Origin of the sequence: Streptomyces sp. WZ.A104, assembly GCF_002382885.1 — a bacterium.
In the GTDB taxonomy this organism is placed as follows: Bacteria; Actinomycetota; Actinomycetes; order Streptomycetales; family Streptomycetaceae; genus Streptomyces.
Genome location: NZ_NWVL01000009.1, coordinates 74,115 through 91,305 on the forward strand (window position 1 = coordinate 74,115; position 17,191 = coordinate 91,305).

The 17,191-nt window shown below is 70.0% G+C and carries 16 protein-coding genes and 3 pseudogenes; 9 read left to right on the forward strand and 10 right to left on the reverse strand.

From position 1 onward, the window contains the following. Positions 1-26: 26 nt before the first annotated feature. Positions 27-1,595: an alpha/beta fold hydrolase gene (locus CIB93_RS07180; RefSeq protein WP_096625211.1), complete on the forward strand. Its 1,569-nt coding sequence runs from the start codon at positions 27-29 to the stop codon at positions 1,593-1,595. Here CIB93_RS07180 and CIB93_RS07185 read toward each other — a convergent pair. After that, positions 1,585-1,995, reverse strand: a complete 411-nt coding sequence (locus CIB93_RS07185; RefSeq protein ID WP_096625213.1) for an Ohr family peroxiredoxin — start codon at positions 1,993-1,995, stop codon at positions 1,585-1,587. The genes CIB93_RS07180 and CIB93_RS07185 overlap by 11 nt on opposite strands. Positions 1,996-2,107: 112 nt before the next feature. Between CIB93_RS07185 and CIB93_RS07190 the strand changes: the two genes are divergently transcribed. After that, positions 2,108-2,635 (forward strand): MarR family winged helix-turn-helix transcriptional regulator, encoded by a 528-nt coding sequence (locus tag CIB93_RS07190; RefSeq protein WP_179500010.1) that lies wholly within the window; start codon positions 2,108-2,110, stop codon positions 2,633-2,635. A gap of 3 nt (positions 2,636-2,638) precedes the next feature. Here CIB93_RS07190 and thpR read toward each other — a convergent pair whose 3' ends face one another. From thpR to CIB93_RS07210, 4 genes are all read right to left on the reverse strand, one after another. Continuing rightward, positions 2,639-3,259: an RNA 2',3'-cyclic phosphodiesterase gene (thpR, locus tag CIB93_RS07195; protein WP_096625215.1), complete on the reverse strand. Its 621-nt coding sequence runs from the start codon at positions 3,257-3,259 to the stop codon at positions 2,639-2,641. Positions 3,260-3,490: 231 nt separating this feature from the next. Beyond that, positions 3,491-3,865: a hypothetical protein gene (locus CIB93_RS07200; RefSeq protein WP_179500011.1), complete on the reverse strand. Its 375-nt coding sequence runs from the start codon at positions 3,863-3,865 to the stop codon at positions 3,491-3,493. Between the two features lie 246 nt (positions 3,866-4,111). Next, positions 4,112-5,455, reverse strand: a complete 1,344-nt coding sequence (locus tag CIB93_RS07205) for a hypothetical protein (protein WP_096625217.1) — start codon at positions 5,453-5,455, stop codon at positions 4,112-4,114. 479 nt (positions 5,456-5,934) lie between these two features. After that, positions 5,935-6,933 carry a helix-turn-helix transcriptional regulator gene (locus CIB93_RS07210; protein WP_257002073.1) on the reverse strand — a complete coding sequence of 333 codons (999 nt, stop codon included), beginning with the start codon at positions 6,931-6,933 and terminating at the stop codon, positions 5,935-5,937. Positions 6,934-7,000: 67 nt separating this feature from the next. Here CIB93_RS07210 and CIB93_RS07215 point away from each other — a divergent pair, with 67 nt between their 5' ends. The 4 genes and pseudogenes from CIB93_RS07215 to CIB93_RS07225 all read left to right on the forward strand — a co-directional run bounded on the left by CIB93_RS07215 (position 7,001) and on the right by CIB93_RS07225 (position 9,877). Next, positions 7,001-7,909 (forward strand): aldo/keto reductase, encoded by a 909-nt coding sequence (locus tag CIB93_RS07215; protein ID WP_096625219.1) that lies wholly within the window; start codon positions 7,001-7,003, stop codon positions 7,907-7,909. 165 nt (positions 7,910-8,074) lie between these two features. Further along, positions 8,075-8,164: pseudogene (locus CIB93_RS38695) on the forward strand (helix-turn-helix domain-containing protein); the annotation flags it as partial. Between the two features lie 70 nt (positions 8,165-8,234). Next, positions 8,235-8,747, forward strand: a complete 513-nt coding sequence (locus CIB93_RS38700) for a hypothetical protein (protein ID WP_257002085.1) — start codon at positions 8,235-8,237, stop codon at positions 8,745-8,747. 159 nt (positions 8,748-8,906) lie between these two features. Then, positions 8,907-9,877: pseudogene (locus tag CIB93_RS07225) on the forward strand (Tn3 family transposase). Here the strand turns inward: CIB93_RS07225 and CIB93_RS07230 are convergent. After that, positions 9,793-10,752, reverse strand: a complete 960-nt coding sequence (locus CIB93_RS07230; RefSeq protein WP_096625223.1) for an alpha/beta fold hydrolase — start codon at positions 10,750-10,752, stop codon at positions 9,793-9,795. The pseudogene CIB93_RS07225 and the gene CIB93_RS07230 overlap by 85 nt on opposite strands. Before the next feature lie 211 nt (positions 10,753-10,963). On the opposite strand from CIB93_RS07230, the gene CIB93_RS07235 reads away from it, so the two are divergent. Continuing rightward, a complete protein-coding gene (locus CIB93_RS07235; protein ID WP_218839759.1) occupies positions 10,964-11,563 on the forward strand; it encodes a TetR/AcrR family transcriptional regulator in 600 nt (199 codons plus the stop codon). A gap of 461 nt (positions 11,564-12,024) precedes the next feature. Here the strand turns inward: CIB93_RS07235 and CIB93_RS38705 are convergent, their stop codons facing one another. From CIB93_RS38705 to CIB93_RS07250, 3 genes and pseudogenes are all read right to left on the reverse strand, one after another. Then, positions 12,025-12,387 (reverse strand): transposase, encoded by a 363-nt coding sequence (locus CIB93_RS38705; RefSeq protein WP_257002075.1) that lies wholly within the window; start codon positions 12,385-12,387, stop codon positions 12,025-12,027. A gap of 446 nt (positions 12,388-12,833) precedes the next feature. Beyond that, the gene (locus CIB93_RS07245) at positions 12,834-13,700 is read right to left on the reverse strand and encodes a GNAT family N-acetyltransferase (protein WP_096625225.1); all 867 of its coding nucleotides are present in this window, start codon (positions 13,698-13,700) and stop codon (positions 12,834-12,836) included. Positions 13,701-14,104: 404 nt separating this feature from the next. Beyond that, positions 14,105-14,990 (reverse strand): annotated as a pseudogene (locus CIB93_RS07250) (DDE-type integrase/transposase/recombinase). Positions 14,991-15,182: 192 nt separating this feature from the next. Here CIB93_RS07250 and CIB93_RS07255 point away from each other — a divergent pair. Further along, complete coding sequence (locus CIB93_RS07255) at positions 15,183-15,605, forward strand: VOC family protein (protein ID WP_096625227.1); 423 nt, start codon at positions 15,183-15,185, stop codon at positions 15,603-15,605. A gap of 283 nt (positions 15,606-15,888) precedes the next feature. Here the strand turns inward: CIB93_RS07255 and CIB93_RS38710 are convergent, their stop codons facing one another. Next, entirely contained in the window at positions 15,889-16,311 is a 423-nt protein-coding gene (locus CIB93_RS38710) for a hypothetical protein (RefSeq protein WP_257002086.1), read from the reverse strand. On the opposite strand from CIB93_RS38710, the gene CIB93_RS38715 reads away from it, so the two are divergent. Continuing rightward, positions 16,283-17,071, forward strand: coding sequence for a transposase (locus tag CIB93_RS38715; RefSeq protein WP_257002076.1), 789 nt, complete (start codon positions 16,283-16,285; stop codon positions 17,069-17,071). The two genes, CIB93_RS38710 and CIB93_RS38715, sit on opposite strands and share 29 nt — an antisense overlap. Positions 17,072-17,191 lie beyond the last annotated feature (120 nt).

Consider the following 17,191-nt stretch of genomic DNA (forward strand, 5'->3'; position numbering starts at 1 on the left):
GGGAGACAGCGTGACGAGGAGGGGCCATGGCCGTATTCATTCTGGTGGCAGGGGCTTTCACCGGCCCGTACGTATGGCGGGACACAGCCGCGCGACTGGCCGCGGACGGCGCCGAGGTGCACACGGTGGCGCTTACCGGACTGGGCAGGCGCCCCGAGGATCCCGGCGCGGTCGTCGACCTGGAGACCCATGTCGCGGACGTGCTGGCGGTGATCGACTCAGTGGAAGCGAAGGGGGAGGCTGCGGATACGGAGGCGCGGGAGGGAGCGGAGCCGGGCCGGGAGATCGTCCTCGTCGGTCACGACTACGGCATCCATCCCGTGCTGGGCGCGGCAGACCGGCGCCCGCGGTCGATCGCCCGGATCGTCCACCTGGACGCGGGGATGCCGCAGGACGGCGTCCCGGCGCTGGCCGCCGTACCCGACGGGCGCCTGCGCGAGGAGCTGGCCGGGGCCGGAGGGCGAACGACCGGTGAGCTGCCGCCCCCGGCCCGGGACGACTGGTCCCGCTGGGGGAGCACCGCGGGGCTCTCCGAAGCGGCGCTCGACGGGCTCACCGCCCTCGCGGCGCCGCAGCCGCTGGGCACGCTCCTCCAGCCGATGAGGCTCACCGGAGCCGTGGCAGCGGTGCCCGTGACCGGCGTGCTGTGCACCGGCAACGGACCGGGAATCGAGATGCTCCAGATGATGGTGGACGTCGGCGAACCGGCCCTCCAGGCGCTGGCCGAGCCGCGGGTGACCTTCTTCGAACTCCCCACGGGACACTGGCCGATGCTGTCCTGCCCGACGCGGCTGGCCGAGGTCCTCACGGAGGCGGCGGCGGGCGGGGGCCACCGGCTGAGCTCCGCCGATGCGGCCGGCCCGCCCGCCCATCTGCGCCCGTTCCTCCTCGACGTACCCGAACGCCCCCGCGAACGGACCGGGAACACCGACCTCTACCTGCCGGACGGCCCGGGGCCACACCCGGCCGTGCTGTTCGTGCACGGCGGCCCGGTGCCCGCCGAGGCGCGGCCCACCCCTCGGGACTGGCCGACCCTGAAGGGGTACGCACGCCACGTCGCCGGGCTGGGAGCCGTGGGTGTGACGCTCGACCACCGCCTGCACGCGGTGACCGACTACGAGCGGGCGGCCGCGGACGTGGCCGACGCGGTGGAGCGCGTGCGGGCCGACCCGCGGGTGGACGCGGACCGGGTCGCCCTGTGGTTCTTCTCCGGCGGGGGCCCGCTGGTCGCGGACTGGCTGACGGCGCGTCCGGCATGGCTGCGCTGCGTGGCGGCGAACTATCCGATCCTGTCGCCGCTGCCGGGCTGGGGGCTGGCGGAGCCCCGCTTCCATCCGGTCCGGGCGGTGGCCCACGCCGGGCAGCTGCCGGTGGTGCTGGTCCGAGCGGGACGCGAGAGCGCCGCGATCGCCGCGACGGTCGAGGAGTTCCTCAAGGAGGCCGAGCGCTGCGGGGCGAACGTCGAGGTCATCGACGTACCGCGGGGGCGTCACGGTTTCGAGACGCTCGACCCGGCCGACGACGACGCTCGCAAGGCCGTGCACCGCGCCGTGGCCGCGGTGCTGGCCCGCCTGACGGTTACGGCTACTCGATGACCAGCTCGACGTCGATGTTGCCCCGCGTGGCCTTGGAGTAGGGGCAGTAGGCGTGGGTGGCCTCGACCAGCTTCCGGCCGGCCTCGCCCGCGAGGGAGTCCGGCAGCTCCACGCGCATGACGACCGAGAGGCCGAAGCCGTCGCCGTCCTTGCCGATGGAGACCTCGGCGGTCACGGAGGCGTCCTTGGTGTCGACCTTCAGCTCGCGGCCGACCGCCGCCATCGCGCTGGCGAAACAGGCCGCGTAGCCGGCGGCGAAGAGCTGCTCGGGGTTGGTGCCCTTGCCGTTGCCGCCGAGGGCCGGGGGCAGGGCGAGGGGCAGGTCGATCTGGCCGTCCGAGCTCACGGCCCGGCCCTCGCGGCCGTTGGCGGTGGCGGCGGCGGTGTACAACGCGTCCATGGGTGACCCTTCTCTGGGGCTGCGACCGGGGTGGTCGCGGCTGCCGCCATAAAGATTGCACACAACTAAATTGCGTGCAATCAAATGACATGGTCGGCGGTACGCTGGTTTCATGACCGCTGCCCCGAAGGCGCCCGCCACCGCGAAGGCCTCGCCTCCCGACCCCTCCGCCGTCCCCGACCTCTCGGCGGTCCCCGACGCGGAACTGCTGCGGCTGGACCACCAGGTCTGCTTCTCGCTGCATGCCGCGTCACGTGCGTTCGGCGGCTTCTACCGGCAGGCGCTGAAGGACCTCGGCCTCACCTACTCGCAGTACCTGGTGATGCTGGTCCTGTGGGAGGACGGCCCGCAGCCGGTCAAGGCCATCGGGGAGCGGCTGCACCTGGATTCCGGGACGCTCTCGCCGCTGCTGAAGCGACTGGAGGCGGCCGGACTGGTCCGGCGCGAACGCAGCCGTGAGGACGAACGCTCCGTCCTGATCGACCTGACCGAAGACGGCACGCAACTGCGCGACCGGGCCCTGTCCGTGCCCCGAGGCGTGCTCGCCGCCACCGGCCTGTCCGTGGAGGAGGTGCTCGGACTGCAGGAGGTACTGGGCCGCCTCACGGCGACTCTTGGGAAGGCCGCCGACACCTACTGAGTGTCAGACGCTGTGGCCGAGGTCCCAGGTGGTGATGGTCCGGTAGTGGATGGGGCCGGGGCCCCGGCCGGTGTTGCTCCCGACCAGATGGAGGTGCCGGGCCTGCCAGGTGTGGCCGGAGAACGAGGTGAGCGTGGCGGCGGCCTCGGCGGCGGTGGTGTGGTCGCCCCGACGGGAGCGGGCGAGGGTGAGGTGGGGCCGGAGCGGCCGCTCGGGGAACCGGACGCCACAGTCCCTGACAGTCGTGCGTACGTCGTCGGCGAGCCGGTGGAGCCCTTCGAGTTTCCCGGTGACCCCGCTCCACAGGACCCGCTGGTCGAAGTGGCCTCCGCCGTGCATCGCGAGTTGCAGCGGCTGGTGCTGTGCGGCGAGCCGGGCGAGCGGAGGCATGAGGGGCGGGACGGTGGTGACGGGGATCTCGCCGAGGAAGGCCAGGGTGATGTGCCAGTCCTCGATGCGGTTCCACCGCATGCGGGGGTAGGCGTCGTAGGCCGGGCGCAAGGCCTGTGCCAGTTCGTCCTTCGCGTCGTCGGGCGGGGCGAGTGCGAGGAACACGCGGGTTGTCGAGGTCCGGGCAGGGACGTCTGAAGAGGGGCCGGCCAGGGAGTCGGGCGGTTGGTTCACCTGCCGTACCGTACGTGCCGTCCGTGCCGGGCGGTCGTGCGGGTGGTGGCGGTGCGCGACGCGATCAGGGACGTCAGCCTCTGCAGGTCAGGGCAGGACAGGACAGGACAGGGGCAGGGCAGGGCAGGGCAGGGCAGGGGCAGGCCACATCGGGCCGCGGTGCGATGGGGCCTGCGTACGACTGCGGAAGGGGCTGCCCGTGCTGCCTTGCGGCGAGCCGGTGGCGTGGGGCTACCGGCGGGTCAGCCGGTGGATGGAGTAGGTGAGGGCGAGGATGAAGTCCACGGCTACCCAGAGTCCGACGATGAACCCGACGCCGATGGCGGCACCGACGTCACGGGCGTCCTTGCAGAGTTGCAGGTCGTTGCCGGTGAGTCCTTGGCATTCGGCCGGTGTTCCGCTGACCGCGGCGATACCGGTGACGATCCAGACGATGAAGAGGATCTGGACGGCCAGGAAGCACCAGAAGAAGACGCGGTGCTTCCTCCGGCTGGGCGGGGCTGCTGCCGGAGGTGCCGGGCCGCCTGGACGAGCGCCTTGTTCCCAGTGGGGGGTAGGCGGTTCGGGTTCGGGCTCGCCACCCCAGCGTCGCTGTGCCGGGTCCATGATCGGCCTTCCGCGGGTCTCACTTCCATGGTGCGCTTGGATCTCTGGCCCGGCCTCCGGGGGAGCCTGAGCGGTGCCGGGCTGACGATGTTCAGCTGCTCCCCGCAGCTGAGCGACGGGACGCCCCGCCGCCCCTCCCGGACCTCCACCCCACCCCACCCCACCCCACCCGTCCGGCGGACTGGAGGCCCAGGTGGGCGTTCCGGGGTGGGGTGGGGCGGGGGTTCCCTCATCGGGTATCGGCTGCTACGCGGTGGGGGTCGGGTTGACGGTCACCCAGCCCTTGTTGTTGCCGGGCTTGGGATCGTGCGGGAAGCCGGTGCCCGTGATCACCGGCTGGAGGCTCACGCGGCCCTTGGCGTCGGGGATGACGGTGTCGATGCGGAGATCGAAGCGGAAGGTGCGGACGGTGTTCTCCAGCACCCAGTACGGCATTTCGCAGATGTAGCGGGGAGCGCCGACGCGGTCCGTCCGGGAACCGCCGGCCTCCGTGCGGGGCTGGCACGCTGTGGGCGCGCGGGTGACGGTGACGCCTTCGGGAACCGTGAAGTCGACGAGGGCGACCGAGTCACCGGAACCGAGGTTGCCGACCCAGCCCGGCCCCTTGTTACGGAAGGTGAGGGCGGCCTTGACGGTGTCCCCGGCGGCACCGCTGACCCGGGAGCCGCGCACGGCGAAGTCGGCGGTGTTGGGCACGTTCACGGTGAGGGACTCGTAGTTGTCCTGTTCGTCGGCGTCGGGGGCACCGCCTCCGGGCTGGACGCTGATGTCGAGGCGCTCCTTGAGCGCGTGGCCCGCGACGGAGATCTTCAGCGGCTGGGGCAGGGTGACGGTGTCACCGGGCTGGAGCACCTGGTCGAAGGCGCACTGGGCGCGGGCCATGGGGGCGTAGTCACCGCCCGTCTGCGTGTAGGCGCACGCGTCGTGGCGGGAGCCGAATCCGAGCCCGTACGAGGCGGTCATGTCGAGGGTGAAGCCCTGGGCGGGCTCCTTGCCCTTGTTGGTCACCGTGAGCGGGACCGTGTGGACGGTGCCCGGCGCGGTGTTCTCGATGGAGGTGACCCCGCCCAGGACGAGATCCGGGCCGGAGGTAACGGTGAGCGTCGTCTCGAAGGAGTCCAGGGGCGCTTCCAACGATCCCTCCGGCCCGCCCATCGCGGTCGCGGCGTAGGTGATACGGCCCTGGGCACCCGCTTCGACACCGTCGGCGGCACGGACATCGAGCCGTACCTGAGGGCTGTACTCCGGACCGATCGTGGGCACCTGAGCGACAGTGCACACGGCGGTCGTCCCGCTCGGTACGCAGTTCTCGGGCCAGGTCACCTCGCCCACGTCGGCGATGCCGGAGACGTCGACGGTGAGACGCCCGTCCGTGACGGTGAAGTTGTCGTTGTCGTGGTAGAGGCCGACATCGACCGGGGTGCCGGTCTCGGCGCCTGTCTGCAGGCTGGTCTCGTACGGCGCCTCGATCCACAGCTGGTCGGACTCCGCGGCGGACGCCGGTGCGGACAAGCCTGCCAGCAGGATTCCGGCGGTGGCGACGACACTGGCGCCGAGGCGTACGAAGGGGTGGATGGTGACGGGTCTCATGGCTCTCCAGTAACTGGGCACTGTGCACTCCCGCTGGTGGCTGGTACGCCACCGGCAGTGGTAAGACGATCAAGAAAGACCCAGGGTTGTACGACGATCGGACCCGGGCCCTGCGAACACATCGGCCCCCGCCGTCGAACCGCGCAACCGGCGGGTGACCCGACTGGTCCGCGGGGCGACGGGGATCTGGCTGATGTGTTGCGCGCGCAGGCGACTCATACCGCATCAGCTCGGCTCTGTGGGTGCCGGAGCCGATACCCAGGGCATTTGTGACCTGTCGGCGGCCGGAGACGTGTCACAGGAGTGGTTCGGAACGACGCCATCCGCCCAGTCCAGCCAGGCCCCGGAAGGAACCGCGCAGGGCAGCACGGCCACCTCGGTGGCGAAGGAGGCGAGACCGCCCCGCAGCGCACCGGAACCCCCGGCCGGGAACCTAGGGGGCGGCCCCGGAAGTCCTTCGGGGGTCGACTTTCGGAGCCTCAGTCCGAGGCGGTTTGAAGGAGAGTCTCGGCGGTGGTGGTGCGGGCGTAGAGGACGGAGCGGCCCGCGCGGTGGGCGCTGACCAGGCCCGCGTTGCGTAGCGCGGTTAGGTATTGGGATACCCCGGCCGGGGACAGCCCGGTGCGGTGGGCCAACTGCGTGGTGGAGGCCGGGGTCTCCAGTTCGATCAGCAGCAGAGTCCGCGAGCGGCCCAGTACGGCGGCGAGAGCGTCGGCCCGGGGCGCGGGCCGCGTCTTCCACAGTGAGCCCACACCGCGCGCTGGATAGGCGAGCTGAGGCGGGTCCGGAGGCGTCGTCCGGGTGCGCAGTCCTGGACCAGTGAAGGCCGAGGGGATCAACAGCAGTCCTGCACCTGCCGTGTTACGGGTCAGCGGCTGCTTTCGGCGGGCCAGCTGCAGCCCGTTGTCGTCCCAGCTCACGGAGGTGTGCAGGTCGTTGAAGAGACGGCCCGCGCCGTGCTCGGCGATCATGCGGGCCCGGTGGAAGATGTCTGTGTCCAACACCGCCTGGATTCGCGCCCAGTAGGGGGCGAGTGCCAGTTCCCAGTACGTTTCGATCTCTTCTGTGACCTTGGCCAGGCGGGTCTGCGGGTCTGCCCGCAGCGTCCGTAGCCGGGGGCCGAGATACCCCTGGTGGCGGGCCAGGTGGTCGAGGTCCTGGCGTACCCGGTCGGCGGGTGAGGCGAGGATCGCATCCCACTCTGCCGCCGGCCTGGGGGCCGGTCCGGCGGGGGCCGGGTTGAGGAAGTCGGGGATGTATCCGCCGGTGGGCGGGATCAACTCGGCCAGCCAGCCCCGGTCCAGCCCGGCGGCCACCAGGCGCGGGCGTACTTGGTCGGCCCAGGCCCGGTGGACTGGATGTGCGGCGGTGGATGTCAGCAGCCGGAAGCTGGGCGCGATCTCCCACATCGGCGAGACGGCGAACCGCACCTGCGCCAGATCGCTCGTCGAGAACGCCAACTCTGCCAGGACGACCACTCCTCAATGGATTCAGGTATGTGTGAATGAGTGGCGGGCCAGCCTACCGAGTGGAGATCATCCCGCCATGACCTCACAGACGATCACCGCAGCGACATCGGGCACCTGGAAACTCGGCGACCTGACGGTCCACCGAATCGGTTTCGGCGCGATGCGTTTGCCCCAGCACGGCGAGGCGTTCGCGCCCAACGCCGTCTCCCGCGACCGTGACCAGGCGATCCATGTGCTGCGCCGTGCGGTCGAGCTCGGCGTGAACCACATCGACACCGCCGCGTTCTACTTCTCGCCGCTGCGCTCCGCCAACGAGCTGATCAACCGCGCCTTGGCCCCCTACGGAGACGACCTCGTCATCACCACCAAGGTCGGACCGGGCCGCGACCCTGCGGGCCAGTGGGTGGCGCACGCCACTCCCGAGCAACTGCGCGGCCAGGTCGAGGAGAACCTGCGCCAGCTCGGCCGCGACCACCTCGACGTGGTGAACCTGCGCATCGTCGGCACCGACTCGATCGCCGAACGCTTCGGCGCACTCGCCGAACTGCGCGAGGCCGGACTCATCCGTCACCTGGGCCTGTCCAACATCCGCCCCCACCACCTCGCCGAGGCCCGGGCCATCGCGCCCGTGGTCTGCGTCCAGAACATGTACGGCATCGGCGCATCACCCGAGCAGAAGGAGTTCCTGAACCTCTGCGGCGAACAGCGCATCGCGTTCGTGCCGTTCTATTCGATCGCCGGCACCGGACGCGAAGGCGGCGCGACCACCGACACCAACTCGCAGGTGGTCGCCATCGCCCGCGCCCACGGCGTGAGCACGGCCCAGATCCGGCTCGCGTGGACCCTCCACCAGGGCCCTCACGTCCTGGCCATCCCCGGCACGGGCGACCTCGACCACCTCGCCCAGAACGTGACTGTCGGCTCCCTGAGCCTGTCCGAGGACGAACTCACCGCTTTGGGCGCACTCCACCAGGAAGCCGCATGAGCAAGATCCCCATGGCGCTGTGATCCACTTCTGCTGATCGGCCTGTCTGCTGTGCCAGTTCCTGTCGCCCGCCGCATAGCCCTGACTGCCGCCGAGCGGCACCGGTTGAAGAAGGCGGCCTACGGACACAAGACTCCGCACCAGAGCAGGGTCCGGTCGCAGATCGTGCTCCTGGCGGCCCGGGGCAGGTCCAACGCGCGGATTGCTGCCGAGGTGGGAGTGCACGTGGACACTGTGCGCACCTGGCGGGGCCGGTTCGCCGGGGGCGGTCTGCCGGCCCTGACCGACCGCAGGCGCAGCGGGCGCCCGGCCCACTTTGCCGCCCGTGCAGGTCACCGAGGCCAGGGCCCTGGCCTGCCAGCTCCCGGCCGAGACCGGGGTGCCGCTGGCGCGCTGGTCGTGCCCGGACCTGGCCGCCGAACCGACCGCGCGCGGCGTCACCGACACCGTCTCGGCGTCCACCGTGCGCCGCTGGCTTCGCCAGGACGCGCTCAAGCCCTGGCAGTACCAGTCCTGGATCTTCATCCGGGACCGGGACTTCCGCGCCAAGGCCCAGCGCATCCTTGACCTCTACGTCCGCCCCTACGAGGGTGAACCCCTCGGCCCGGACGAGTACGTGATCTCCAGCGACGAGGAGACCTCGGTCCAGGCCCGCTGCCGATGTCACCCGACCCTCGCTCCAGGCCGGGCCGGGGCGATGCGCGTCAACCACACCTACGGCCGTGGCGGGGCCGTCCGGGTCGGTGAGGAAGTGCTCGATCAGCTCCAGCCGTGCGGGCTGCGGCATCGGGGTTGGCCCGGCGGGTCTGGACTGGGGGCAGCCGGAAGGGCCAGGTGAGATTGCTGGCCGAGCACCAGAGCTGGAAGCCTCGCATGGTGTTGCGTGTGTACTCGTTCTGCCCGCTGCGCCAGGCGCCGATGCCGGTCTGGCCGCAGATGATGCCAAGGGGCCCAGGCGCGGGGCGACGGCTCGACGGTCGCGTCGGACGGCACGCGCATGGACACCTACCTCAACAACCTGCTGTCCGAGACGCCCATGCGCCACGGCAAGCCGGGCGGCATCGCCCACCACGGCATCTCGGACACGTACATGGCGCTGTTCACGCACTTCATCCCGTGCGGGTACGGGAGGCCGTCTACATCATCGAGGGCCTGCTCAAGAACACCTCCGAGCTGAAGCCGAGCACCGTGTACGCGGATACGCAGGAGCAGTCGTGCCCGGTCTTCGCGCTGGCCCACCTGCCGGGCTTCGACCTGATGCCCAGGACCAGGAACTGGAAGGACCTCAGCCTCTACCGGCCTGCGAAGCAGACCGAGTACGCCCCTATCGATGCCGTGTGCGGCGAGAGCGGCCGCAACGTCATCGACTTCGACCCGATGGAGTCCCAGTTCCGGCAGCTGACGCGGGTGGCGATCTCCGTACGGGAGGGCGCCATCTCCTCCACCCTGCTGCTGCGTCGCCTGCGCGCGGGCTCCCGCGAGAACGCCACCTATACCGCCTTGCGCGAGGTCGGCCGCGTCATCCGAACCGTTCAGCTGCTGCGCTACCTCTCCGACGCCCCGCTACAGCGACGGGTGGCCGCAGCGACCAACAAGGCCAAGGCGTTCAACGGCTTCTCCCAGCGGATCGGGTCCGGCGACGGCGGTGTCATCACCGACAACGACCCCTTCGAGCAGGAGAGGGCCGCGAAATTCAACGTGTTGCTCGCGAACGCGGTGATCTTCCACAACGCCCCGGACATCGCCGAGATCGTGCGACGGTCCGCCCGGCACGGACAACTGCGGCCAGGCGGCTTGATCACGGAGAGGGCCCAGGCCCGCCGGGGGGCATCAGCTGACCGGCGGCCCCGGGCCCTGGCAGCGTCGCGAGGGTGGTGTTGGCTTTACTTGGATTCGATTCGTCCGAGCGGGTTGGGGTCGGCCGTCAGTGCGTCACGCGCCGCCTGCCAGGCGGAGTCCGCGGGATAGAGCTGGGTGCGGAGGTAGGCCCAGGTGAGCCGTCCGATCGCGGCGACTCGCTCGGGGTTCTCGTCCGTGGTCTCGGCGACGTCGTATCCGGAGACCCCGCCGAGACCGTGCTCCGCGTCGAACAGGGTGAGCAGGGACTTGGGGCCCGGGGCCAGGACGTAGGGATCGGCATGCCAGTCCGGGCCCTGGACCGTCAGGAAAGCGGAGTCGTCCTTGTCGCCGGCGACCACGAGCGCGGGCGTGGTCATCTCGGAGAAGTCCGTGGTCAGGAAGAACGAGTAGTTCTCGACCGTGAACTCGGTGAGGGCGTCGCCGCCCCGGCCGGGCGCGGCCAGCAGCACACCCGCCTTGATCCGGGGCTCGACCAGGTTCACTTCCGTTCCGTCGTGGGGATCGATGAGCCGGGTGCCCAGGAGCAGGCTCGCGGTGTGCCCACCCATCGAATGCCCGGCCACGGCGACCTTGCTCCGGTCCAGGCGCCCGGCTAGCTGGGGGACGGCGGCCTCGATCACGTCGAGTTGGTCGAGGATGCGCGTCATGTCATCGGCCCGTGAGCGCCAGTGCGGGGGAGCGCCAGGGGTGTCGGGATTGAGGCTCAGTGTCCTGGAGTCCAGGTGGGTGGGCTGGATGACGACAAAGCCGTGTGCCGCCCAGAAGTTGGCGAGGGGGGCATAGCCGTTCAGCGAGGAGAGACTGTTCGAGAAGCCGAGGCCGTGCGAGAGGAGGATGACTGGCAGCTCGGTCCCGGTTACCGGGGCGGAGACGCGCACTTGAAGGTCCACGGCTCGGCCGGGGGCCGGCAGTGCGACCGGACTGACCGAGAGGACTGGGGTGGGCGAGCTGAATGTGTCGGCCATGTAAGTCGATTCACTCATAACGCGCATATTCCCTTCGATGGCCTCTGCCGCGTCGGCTCATGCAGCCGGGCAGCGGGCGAGGCGGGGGGGGGGGGGGGGGGGGGGGGGGGGGGGGGGGGGGGGGGGGGGGGCAGGGGTGCCCTGCTTTCGGCTATCCTTAAGCGGAGCATCGTTCCGTTTAATATACGGAACAGTGTTCCGTATTGTCAATGGCGGCAGGAAGGAGAACATGGTGCCCACTACAGGCCAGTCCAGGGGGGTGTCGGCGCGCAGCAAGCGGGCCGACGCGGTGCGCAACCAGCAGACGCTGCTCGAAGCCGCCGCCGAGGTGTTCGTCAGCTCCGGCGTCGACGCGCCCATCCGGGAGATCGCCGCCAGAGCGGGCGTCGGGATGGGAACGATCTACCGTCACTTTCCGACGCGCGCGGATCTCGTCATCGCCGTCTACCGCCACCAGGTCGAGGCCTGTGCCGAGGCCGGTCCGAATCTGCTCGCCAGCGCCGACTCCCCGCTTGCGGCGCTCCGCCAATGGGTCGACCTCTTCGTCGACTTCCTGGTCACCAAGCACGGACTCGCGGGTGCGCTGCAATCGGACAGCGGCGGCTTCGACGCGCTCCACGCCTACTTCCTCGACCGCCTGGTGCCCGTCTGCACGCAACTGCTCGATGCCGCAGCCGACGCCGACGAGATCAATCCCGGCACGCACGCCTACGAACTGATGCGCGGCATCGGCAACCTCTGCATCGGGCACGACAGCGACCCCCGCTACGACCCCCGCCGATTGATCGACCTGCTCCTCCAAGGGCTGCGGGGACCGCAGTCGCCCTGAAGGAGACCCTGCTTGACGATCCGGTAGAGGCCGCTCTCATAGACGGTCGTTTGCGAGAGGGGCGACAGCGCGGGTCACTCCTGCGGGTGGGAGTGGATGTCACATACGACGTCTGGGGCTGGTGACTGGCGTCGGCTGGGTGCAGCGAGTCCACGGTGCAGAGGCGAAGGGGGGTTGGTGACGAGTGCGTTCGACGATGCGTCCGAGTCCCGGTGAAGTTGGAGGGCGGTTCCGCCCACGGCATCACCGAAGCCGTGGCCAGTTCATGGTTGGTCAGCACCAGCAGGCTCTGACCAGGGCGGTCGCCGACTTCGGGTCGGTGCGGAGCTGGGTGAGGACGCGCCAGTTCTAAAGGTGGGCGAAGCCGTGCTTGCCCGGGGATCGGACTGCGGCCGACCCGGTGCTCGATAGCTTCTGGCCGGTGGTCAGGGACCGGTTGCGGGCGGCCTCGTGGCCGGTGATCACGGCCGGTCGGCGTCCGGGTCGTCGTTGTAGTCGAGGCCGATGAAGCCCAGGTCGACGATGGCGCCGAGGCCGGTCGCGCGAAGATGTGCGGTGAGGTCGTCGTGCCGACAGGCGGTGATTTCCGAGGTGTGCCCCGGTCGGGCTGCGCAGAGCCAGAGCAGTGGGCCACGATCATCGGTGAGTGCGATCCGAGCAGTCCCTGGGCATGTGCTCGTACCGGAGTAGCTCTTCCGGTTCGCGTCTCCGGTGCGGCGGCGGGTGCGTATCAGCGAGCCGTCCAGCAGTCCGGTGCCGCCGCCCGTTCGGGCGATCTTCTTGAGCGTGCGGTACAGGCGCGAGGCGCGAACCGCGGCCAGCAAGCTGAGAGATAGTTCAAGGTGGCGCTCGACAGTGGTCAGGCGGGCGGTGTAGACAAGGCCGTCAGGGCCTCGACGGTTTCGTTGTTCTTCTTCACACCGAACTCAACTGCCGCCGGGGGAACGCCGGATACCCTCACGCGCTCTCGGCTCCGGCGCTTACGGGCGCACGGTCTGCTCGCTCATCCGCTGCCACGCCCGCACTGCCACCCCCGCACCGCCACGGCCGGCTTGTCCCGTTCGGCCCGCACCTCGGACGGCTGCTTGGCCGGCTGCTCTTCGAGTTCATCCAGCCCTGCGCGGCGCGTGGTGATCCGCTCAGGCACCTCGGGGTCCGCCGTGCGCCGGGTCGTACAACCGCAATTCGAGAGGGCGGATGAGAATCCGGAAACCCGCACCTGCCAGACGGTCTATGCCCCAGGCTGCCGCCCAAGTGAGCAGCCCCGGCGTCAGGCCGTCCGGATCCGGTCCCGCACCTCCGGCCACACCTCGAACCCGGCTGCCTTGTACGTGGCGACGCCGCCGACATTGGAACTCGGCGTGCATACACGTACGCTCGACGAGCCCATCTCCTGCAGCGCGGCCGCCCCGGCCAAGGTGATCGCCCGGCCGTAGCCGCGACCGCGGAGGTCCTCGTGGACGCCCATCGGCTCGACCAGCCCCGGCTTCCCCGGGCCGGCCGACCACACCGTCACCACCGCCGCCACGCTTCCCTGGTCGTCATAGGCGCCCAGGCAGCGGGCGTCTGCGTAGAACGGTCCCGCTGACATCGAGTGCCAGTACTCACGCGTAGGCCGCGAGGTGTTGAACGCCGACCGCAGGACGTCAGCGAGGTCCTGCGCCTGCTCCGGGCCGATCGACTTGATACGCACGCCGGGGTCCTCCACCGGCTGGGTGAGGTCGCGGTAGAGCGGCGTCCACGGCTCGTCGACGCCCCAGCCCTCCTTGCTCAGCAAATCGTGGACCAGCAGTCCCAGCGGAGCTTCGACGGACACCGCTCCTTCCGGCAGCACGCCGCGCTCAGGCAGCGAGAAGTCCTCGACAAGCCGCCGCGCCAACTCCTCATCCTGGAAAGCGTCCGGAGCGACCGTCATCCGCACCAGCGTCGGCGAGTCGAGCATCCCGACCGCGAGAATCCGCCCGCCCCGACTCCAGGTCCGGACCACCGCGGCCGTCTCGGCCGCTCCGAACCGGTAGTTCCAGCCGAGGTCCCCGGAATGCAACTGCATCGGCGCTTCGTCGTACTGCCACTCCCGCAGCGCAGCCATGGCCTCGCGTACCCCGTCGACAGTGGGCGTACCCAGCACAATCGTCATAGCCGGGATCACACACGCTATACCGAAGGTCCGCAACCGATTAACCGGTCGGGCCGCTGCTCCCGCAGCGGTCCGACCAACAGCTTCTGCTCCCGCAATAGCCCAGCAGCTTCCGTGCCCCGCATTCCGCGCGGCGCGTGGTGATCCGTTCACGCAGCTCGGGGTCCGCCATACGCCAGAGCGTACGAGCGCAACCCGAGACGGCGGGCGAGAAGTCGCAGAACCCGCACCTGCCAGACGATCCATGCCTCAGACTGCCGCCCATGACCAGCACGAGTACGCCAAGGGCACAACGCACGCCAGAATTGCGACCCGCGCCTGCACGATGCGCACCGCCCAGTGGTGGTGTCACTTCTGAGGGGCGCGCCAGACGGGACTGCTGCATGATCGGGTGACGGTGGGGTTTATGCAGCCAGAGCTGCGGGTGGGGTCATGATGGTCTCGTACTCGACTGGGGTCAATTCGGCCAGGCGTCTCTGACGTCGGCGTCGGTGGTGGGTGTGCTCGATCCAGGTGACGATCGCGATCCGCAGTTCCTGGCGGGTGGCCCAGGTGCGGCGGTCGAGGACGTTCCTCTGCAGCAGCTCGAAGAAGCTCTCCATGCCGGCGTTGTCTCCGGCCGCACCGACCCGGCCCATGGAGCCGACCAGGTCGTGACGTGCGAGAACGGACACGAACTTCGGTGAGCGGAACTGGGCGAGTTCATCCGGGCGTCGATGCAATAGCCCACGATGCGTCCGGAGTACATGTCCTTGACCGCGCACAGATACAGCTCGCCCTCGCCGGTTGCGTCCTCGGTGATGTCGGTCAGCCACAGCCGGTTCGGCCCGGATGCGGCGAAGTCCCGCCTCACCTGGTCGTCATGGACAGGCGGCCCGGCCTTGGCGTTCTTCCCACGGCCTTCGCGCTTGCCGAACGCGCTCCACCAGCGGTTGTCCCGGCAGATCCGCCAGGCGGTCCGCTCGGCCATCGCCTCACCGGCGACGCACCGCTTCGTCATTCTGTCGGCGGGTTCGCCTGTGACAGATACCCCGCAGCGCTCCTGAGGACTTCGTTCTCCTGCTCCAGCAGCCGGACGGGCTTGCGGGCCTCGGCCAGCTCGGCCGACTCACCCGACGCCGCTGCCGGCCTGGCGCCCTCGTCGGTGTCGGCGCGGCACAGCCACTTCGGCAGCGTGATCGGGTGGACGCCGAAAACGGCGGCGATCTGTTCCAGCGTGACGCCGGGCTCACGGTTACGCGCGACCCGCACGACGTCCTCGCGGAACTCCCTCGGATACGGCTTGGGCACTGCGACATCCTCCAGGCCGCCTCTCAGCAAGCCAGGTCAGGTCTCACCTATCCGTGCAGCAGTCCCGAAACTGACCACCGCGCCGGGGCTCCGCCATGCCCACCGACCGAAACCCCACCAAGCAACCCTGCTCAGCCACCCAACAGCCTCAACTGAAACAGCGAGGTTAGCCAGACGTCTACGATGAGCGGCATGTCGCGCGATGCCTCCCTGTCCTCTGTATGGCCGGTCCTGCACTACGACGACACGAAGGCGGCGCTGCGCTTCCTGGTCGATGTGCTGGGGTTCGAGCAGGTGGTCGCCGTGCCGGACGAGTACGGCGGAATCGGGCACGCGGAGCTGCGCTGGACTGGCGGTGGTGCGTTGGTGTTCGGTTCGACCCGGCACACGGACAGCGTGCACGGGCGGATGCGGGCGGGAACCAGCGCGGTCTACGTGGTGAGCGATGACGTGGACGCGGTGTACCGGCGGGTGGTCGGCGTCGGCGGCGAGGTCGTCGAAGCGCCGCATGAGACCCGGTTCGGGTCGGGTGCGGCGGCGTACGTGTGCACGGTGCGGGACCCGGAGGGCAACCTGTGGACCTTCGGCACTTACCCCGATCCTTCACCGGAGTAGGGCGCAGGAACGGAGACGCGCAGGACCTCGGCCTACGGGCACCCTGGTGGTCGGAACGTGTCGGCACTGATCTGCCCTGCTCCTTCGAGCACATCTCGTCCTCGGGAAGGTCCATCCATCCGGGGTGTCGATGAACGAGTGCTTGACCTTGCGGGAGTCATCAGATGGGAGAGCTCCAGGTCGCCCCTGGAGACCACACCGGCATCGACGTCCAGGTGCTCACAGTCGACGCCCTGCTGCGCGAGCTCGGAGTCCGCGGCCTAGCCCAGCTCCACTCCGACCTTCACGGCGGCGTCTGGATCTGCCACACGAACCCCGACGCGGAGGGCAGCTCGGCCAGCACGATCAGAGCCCGGGGCCCGGTGCGGCGCATCACGGCGGGGGCGAGGCGGGCGCCGGCGATGCCCACCAAGGTGTGGGGCAGGAAGGCGACGCCGGTGGCCGGCGCCCCGTAGTGCAGCTCGTCTGGCATGTAGAGGGAGAGGAAGTACCACATGGGGATGAAGCAGGCCACGGCCAGCAGCATCACCGCATTGCCCGCCCAGATGGGCCGCATACGCACCAAGTGCGGCGGCACGAGCGGCGCCGCGGCGTAGCGCACTTCGGCCACCGCCAAGGCAGCCAATGCCAGGACGCCGACGGCAAGACCAGTCACCTTCGCCCGGATCGCCGGCCAAGTGTGCCTGCTCCTGGCCGTCGCGGTCACGGCTGCGAACATCGGTGACCGGGACGCCGCGGCGGGCCTGCTGATGCGGCTTCGCCATCTGCACCGCGACATCACCCTCGTGTGGGCCGACAGCGGCTGCACCGGCTCTCTCCTCGGCTGGTGCCGGGACAAACTCGCCCTGACCTTGGAGATCGTCAAGCGCACCGACGACACGGCTGGGTTCGTGGTGCTGCCGAGACGGTGGGTGACAGAGCGCACGTTCGCGTGGTTGATGAACTCCCGCCGTCTGGCCCGGACCTACGAGACCCTGCCCGCCACCAGCGAGGCGATGATCCGGTGGTCGATGGCCACGCGGATGAACCGGCGTCTCGGGCGGCCATGGCCCGCCGGACGGCACCGAACGCCCCCGACGCCTCCAGGAGGAGCCACCCGCGCTCCGCCAGGCGCGAGGCCTTCGACCGCAGCCCCTCGACCTTCGCGGGCGTCGCGTCAAGGCCCAGCTCCACCGCGATCTCCTTGGCCCGAAGCGGTCCGTGACCCGTGGATCGCTGCCGTTCCAGCACACCCAGAATGCGCTGATAGTCCGGTGCCGAAACCGTCACCGGCAGCCCTTCCCGCCAGGGCGGCACTGTCGATCCCGGCACGGGCGCGAGCGACAGCACCGCATTCTCCTCGACCTCGGTCCCGGCGGTGGTCTCGGCAGCCGAGGCTGCCAGGGCCTCGACCAGTTCCTCCCGCGCGGTCACCCGCCAGTCCAGCTCGATCTCGGCGGCCTCCAACACCTCAGCCAACCGGGTGACTTCCTCCCGTCGCCCTACCACCCGCACACGGGCCGCTGTCTCCCCCTCCTCTAGCATTCCCAGCACCGACGCCATCGCGCACCCCTCGCTCGCGGAGCGGAAACAGGACGCCGGAGGTC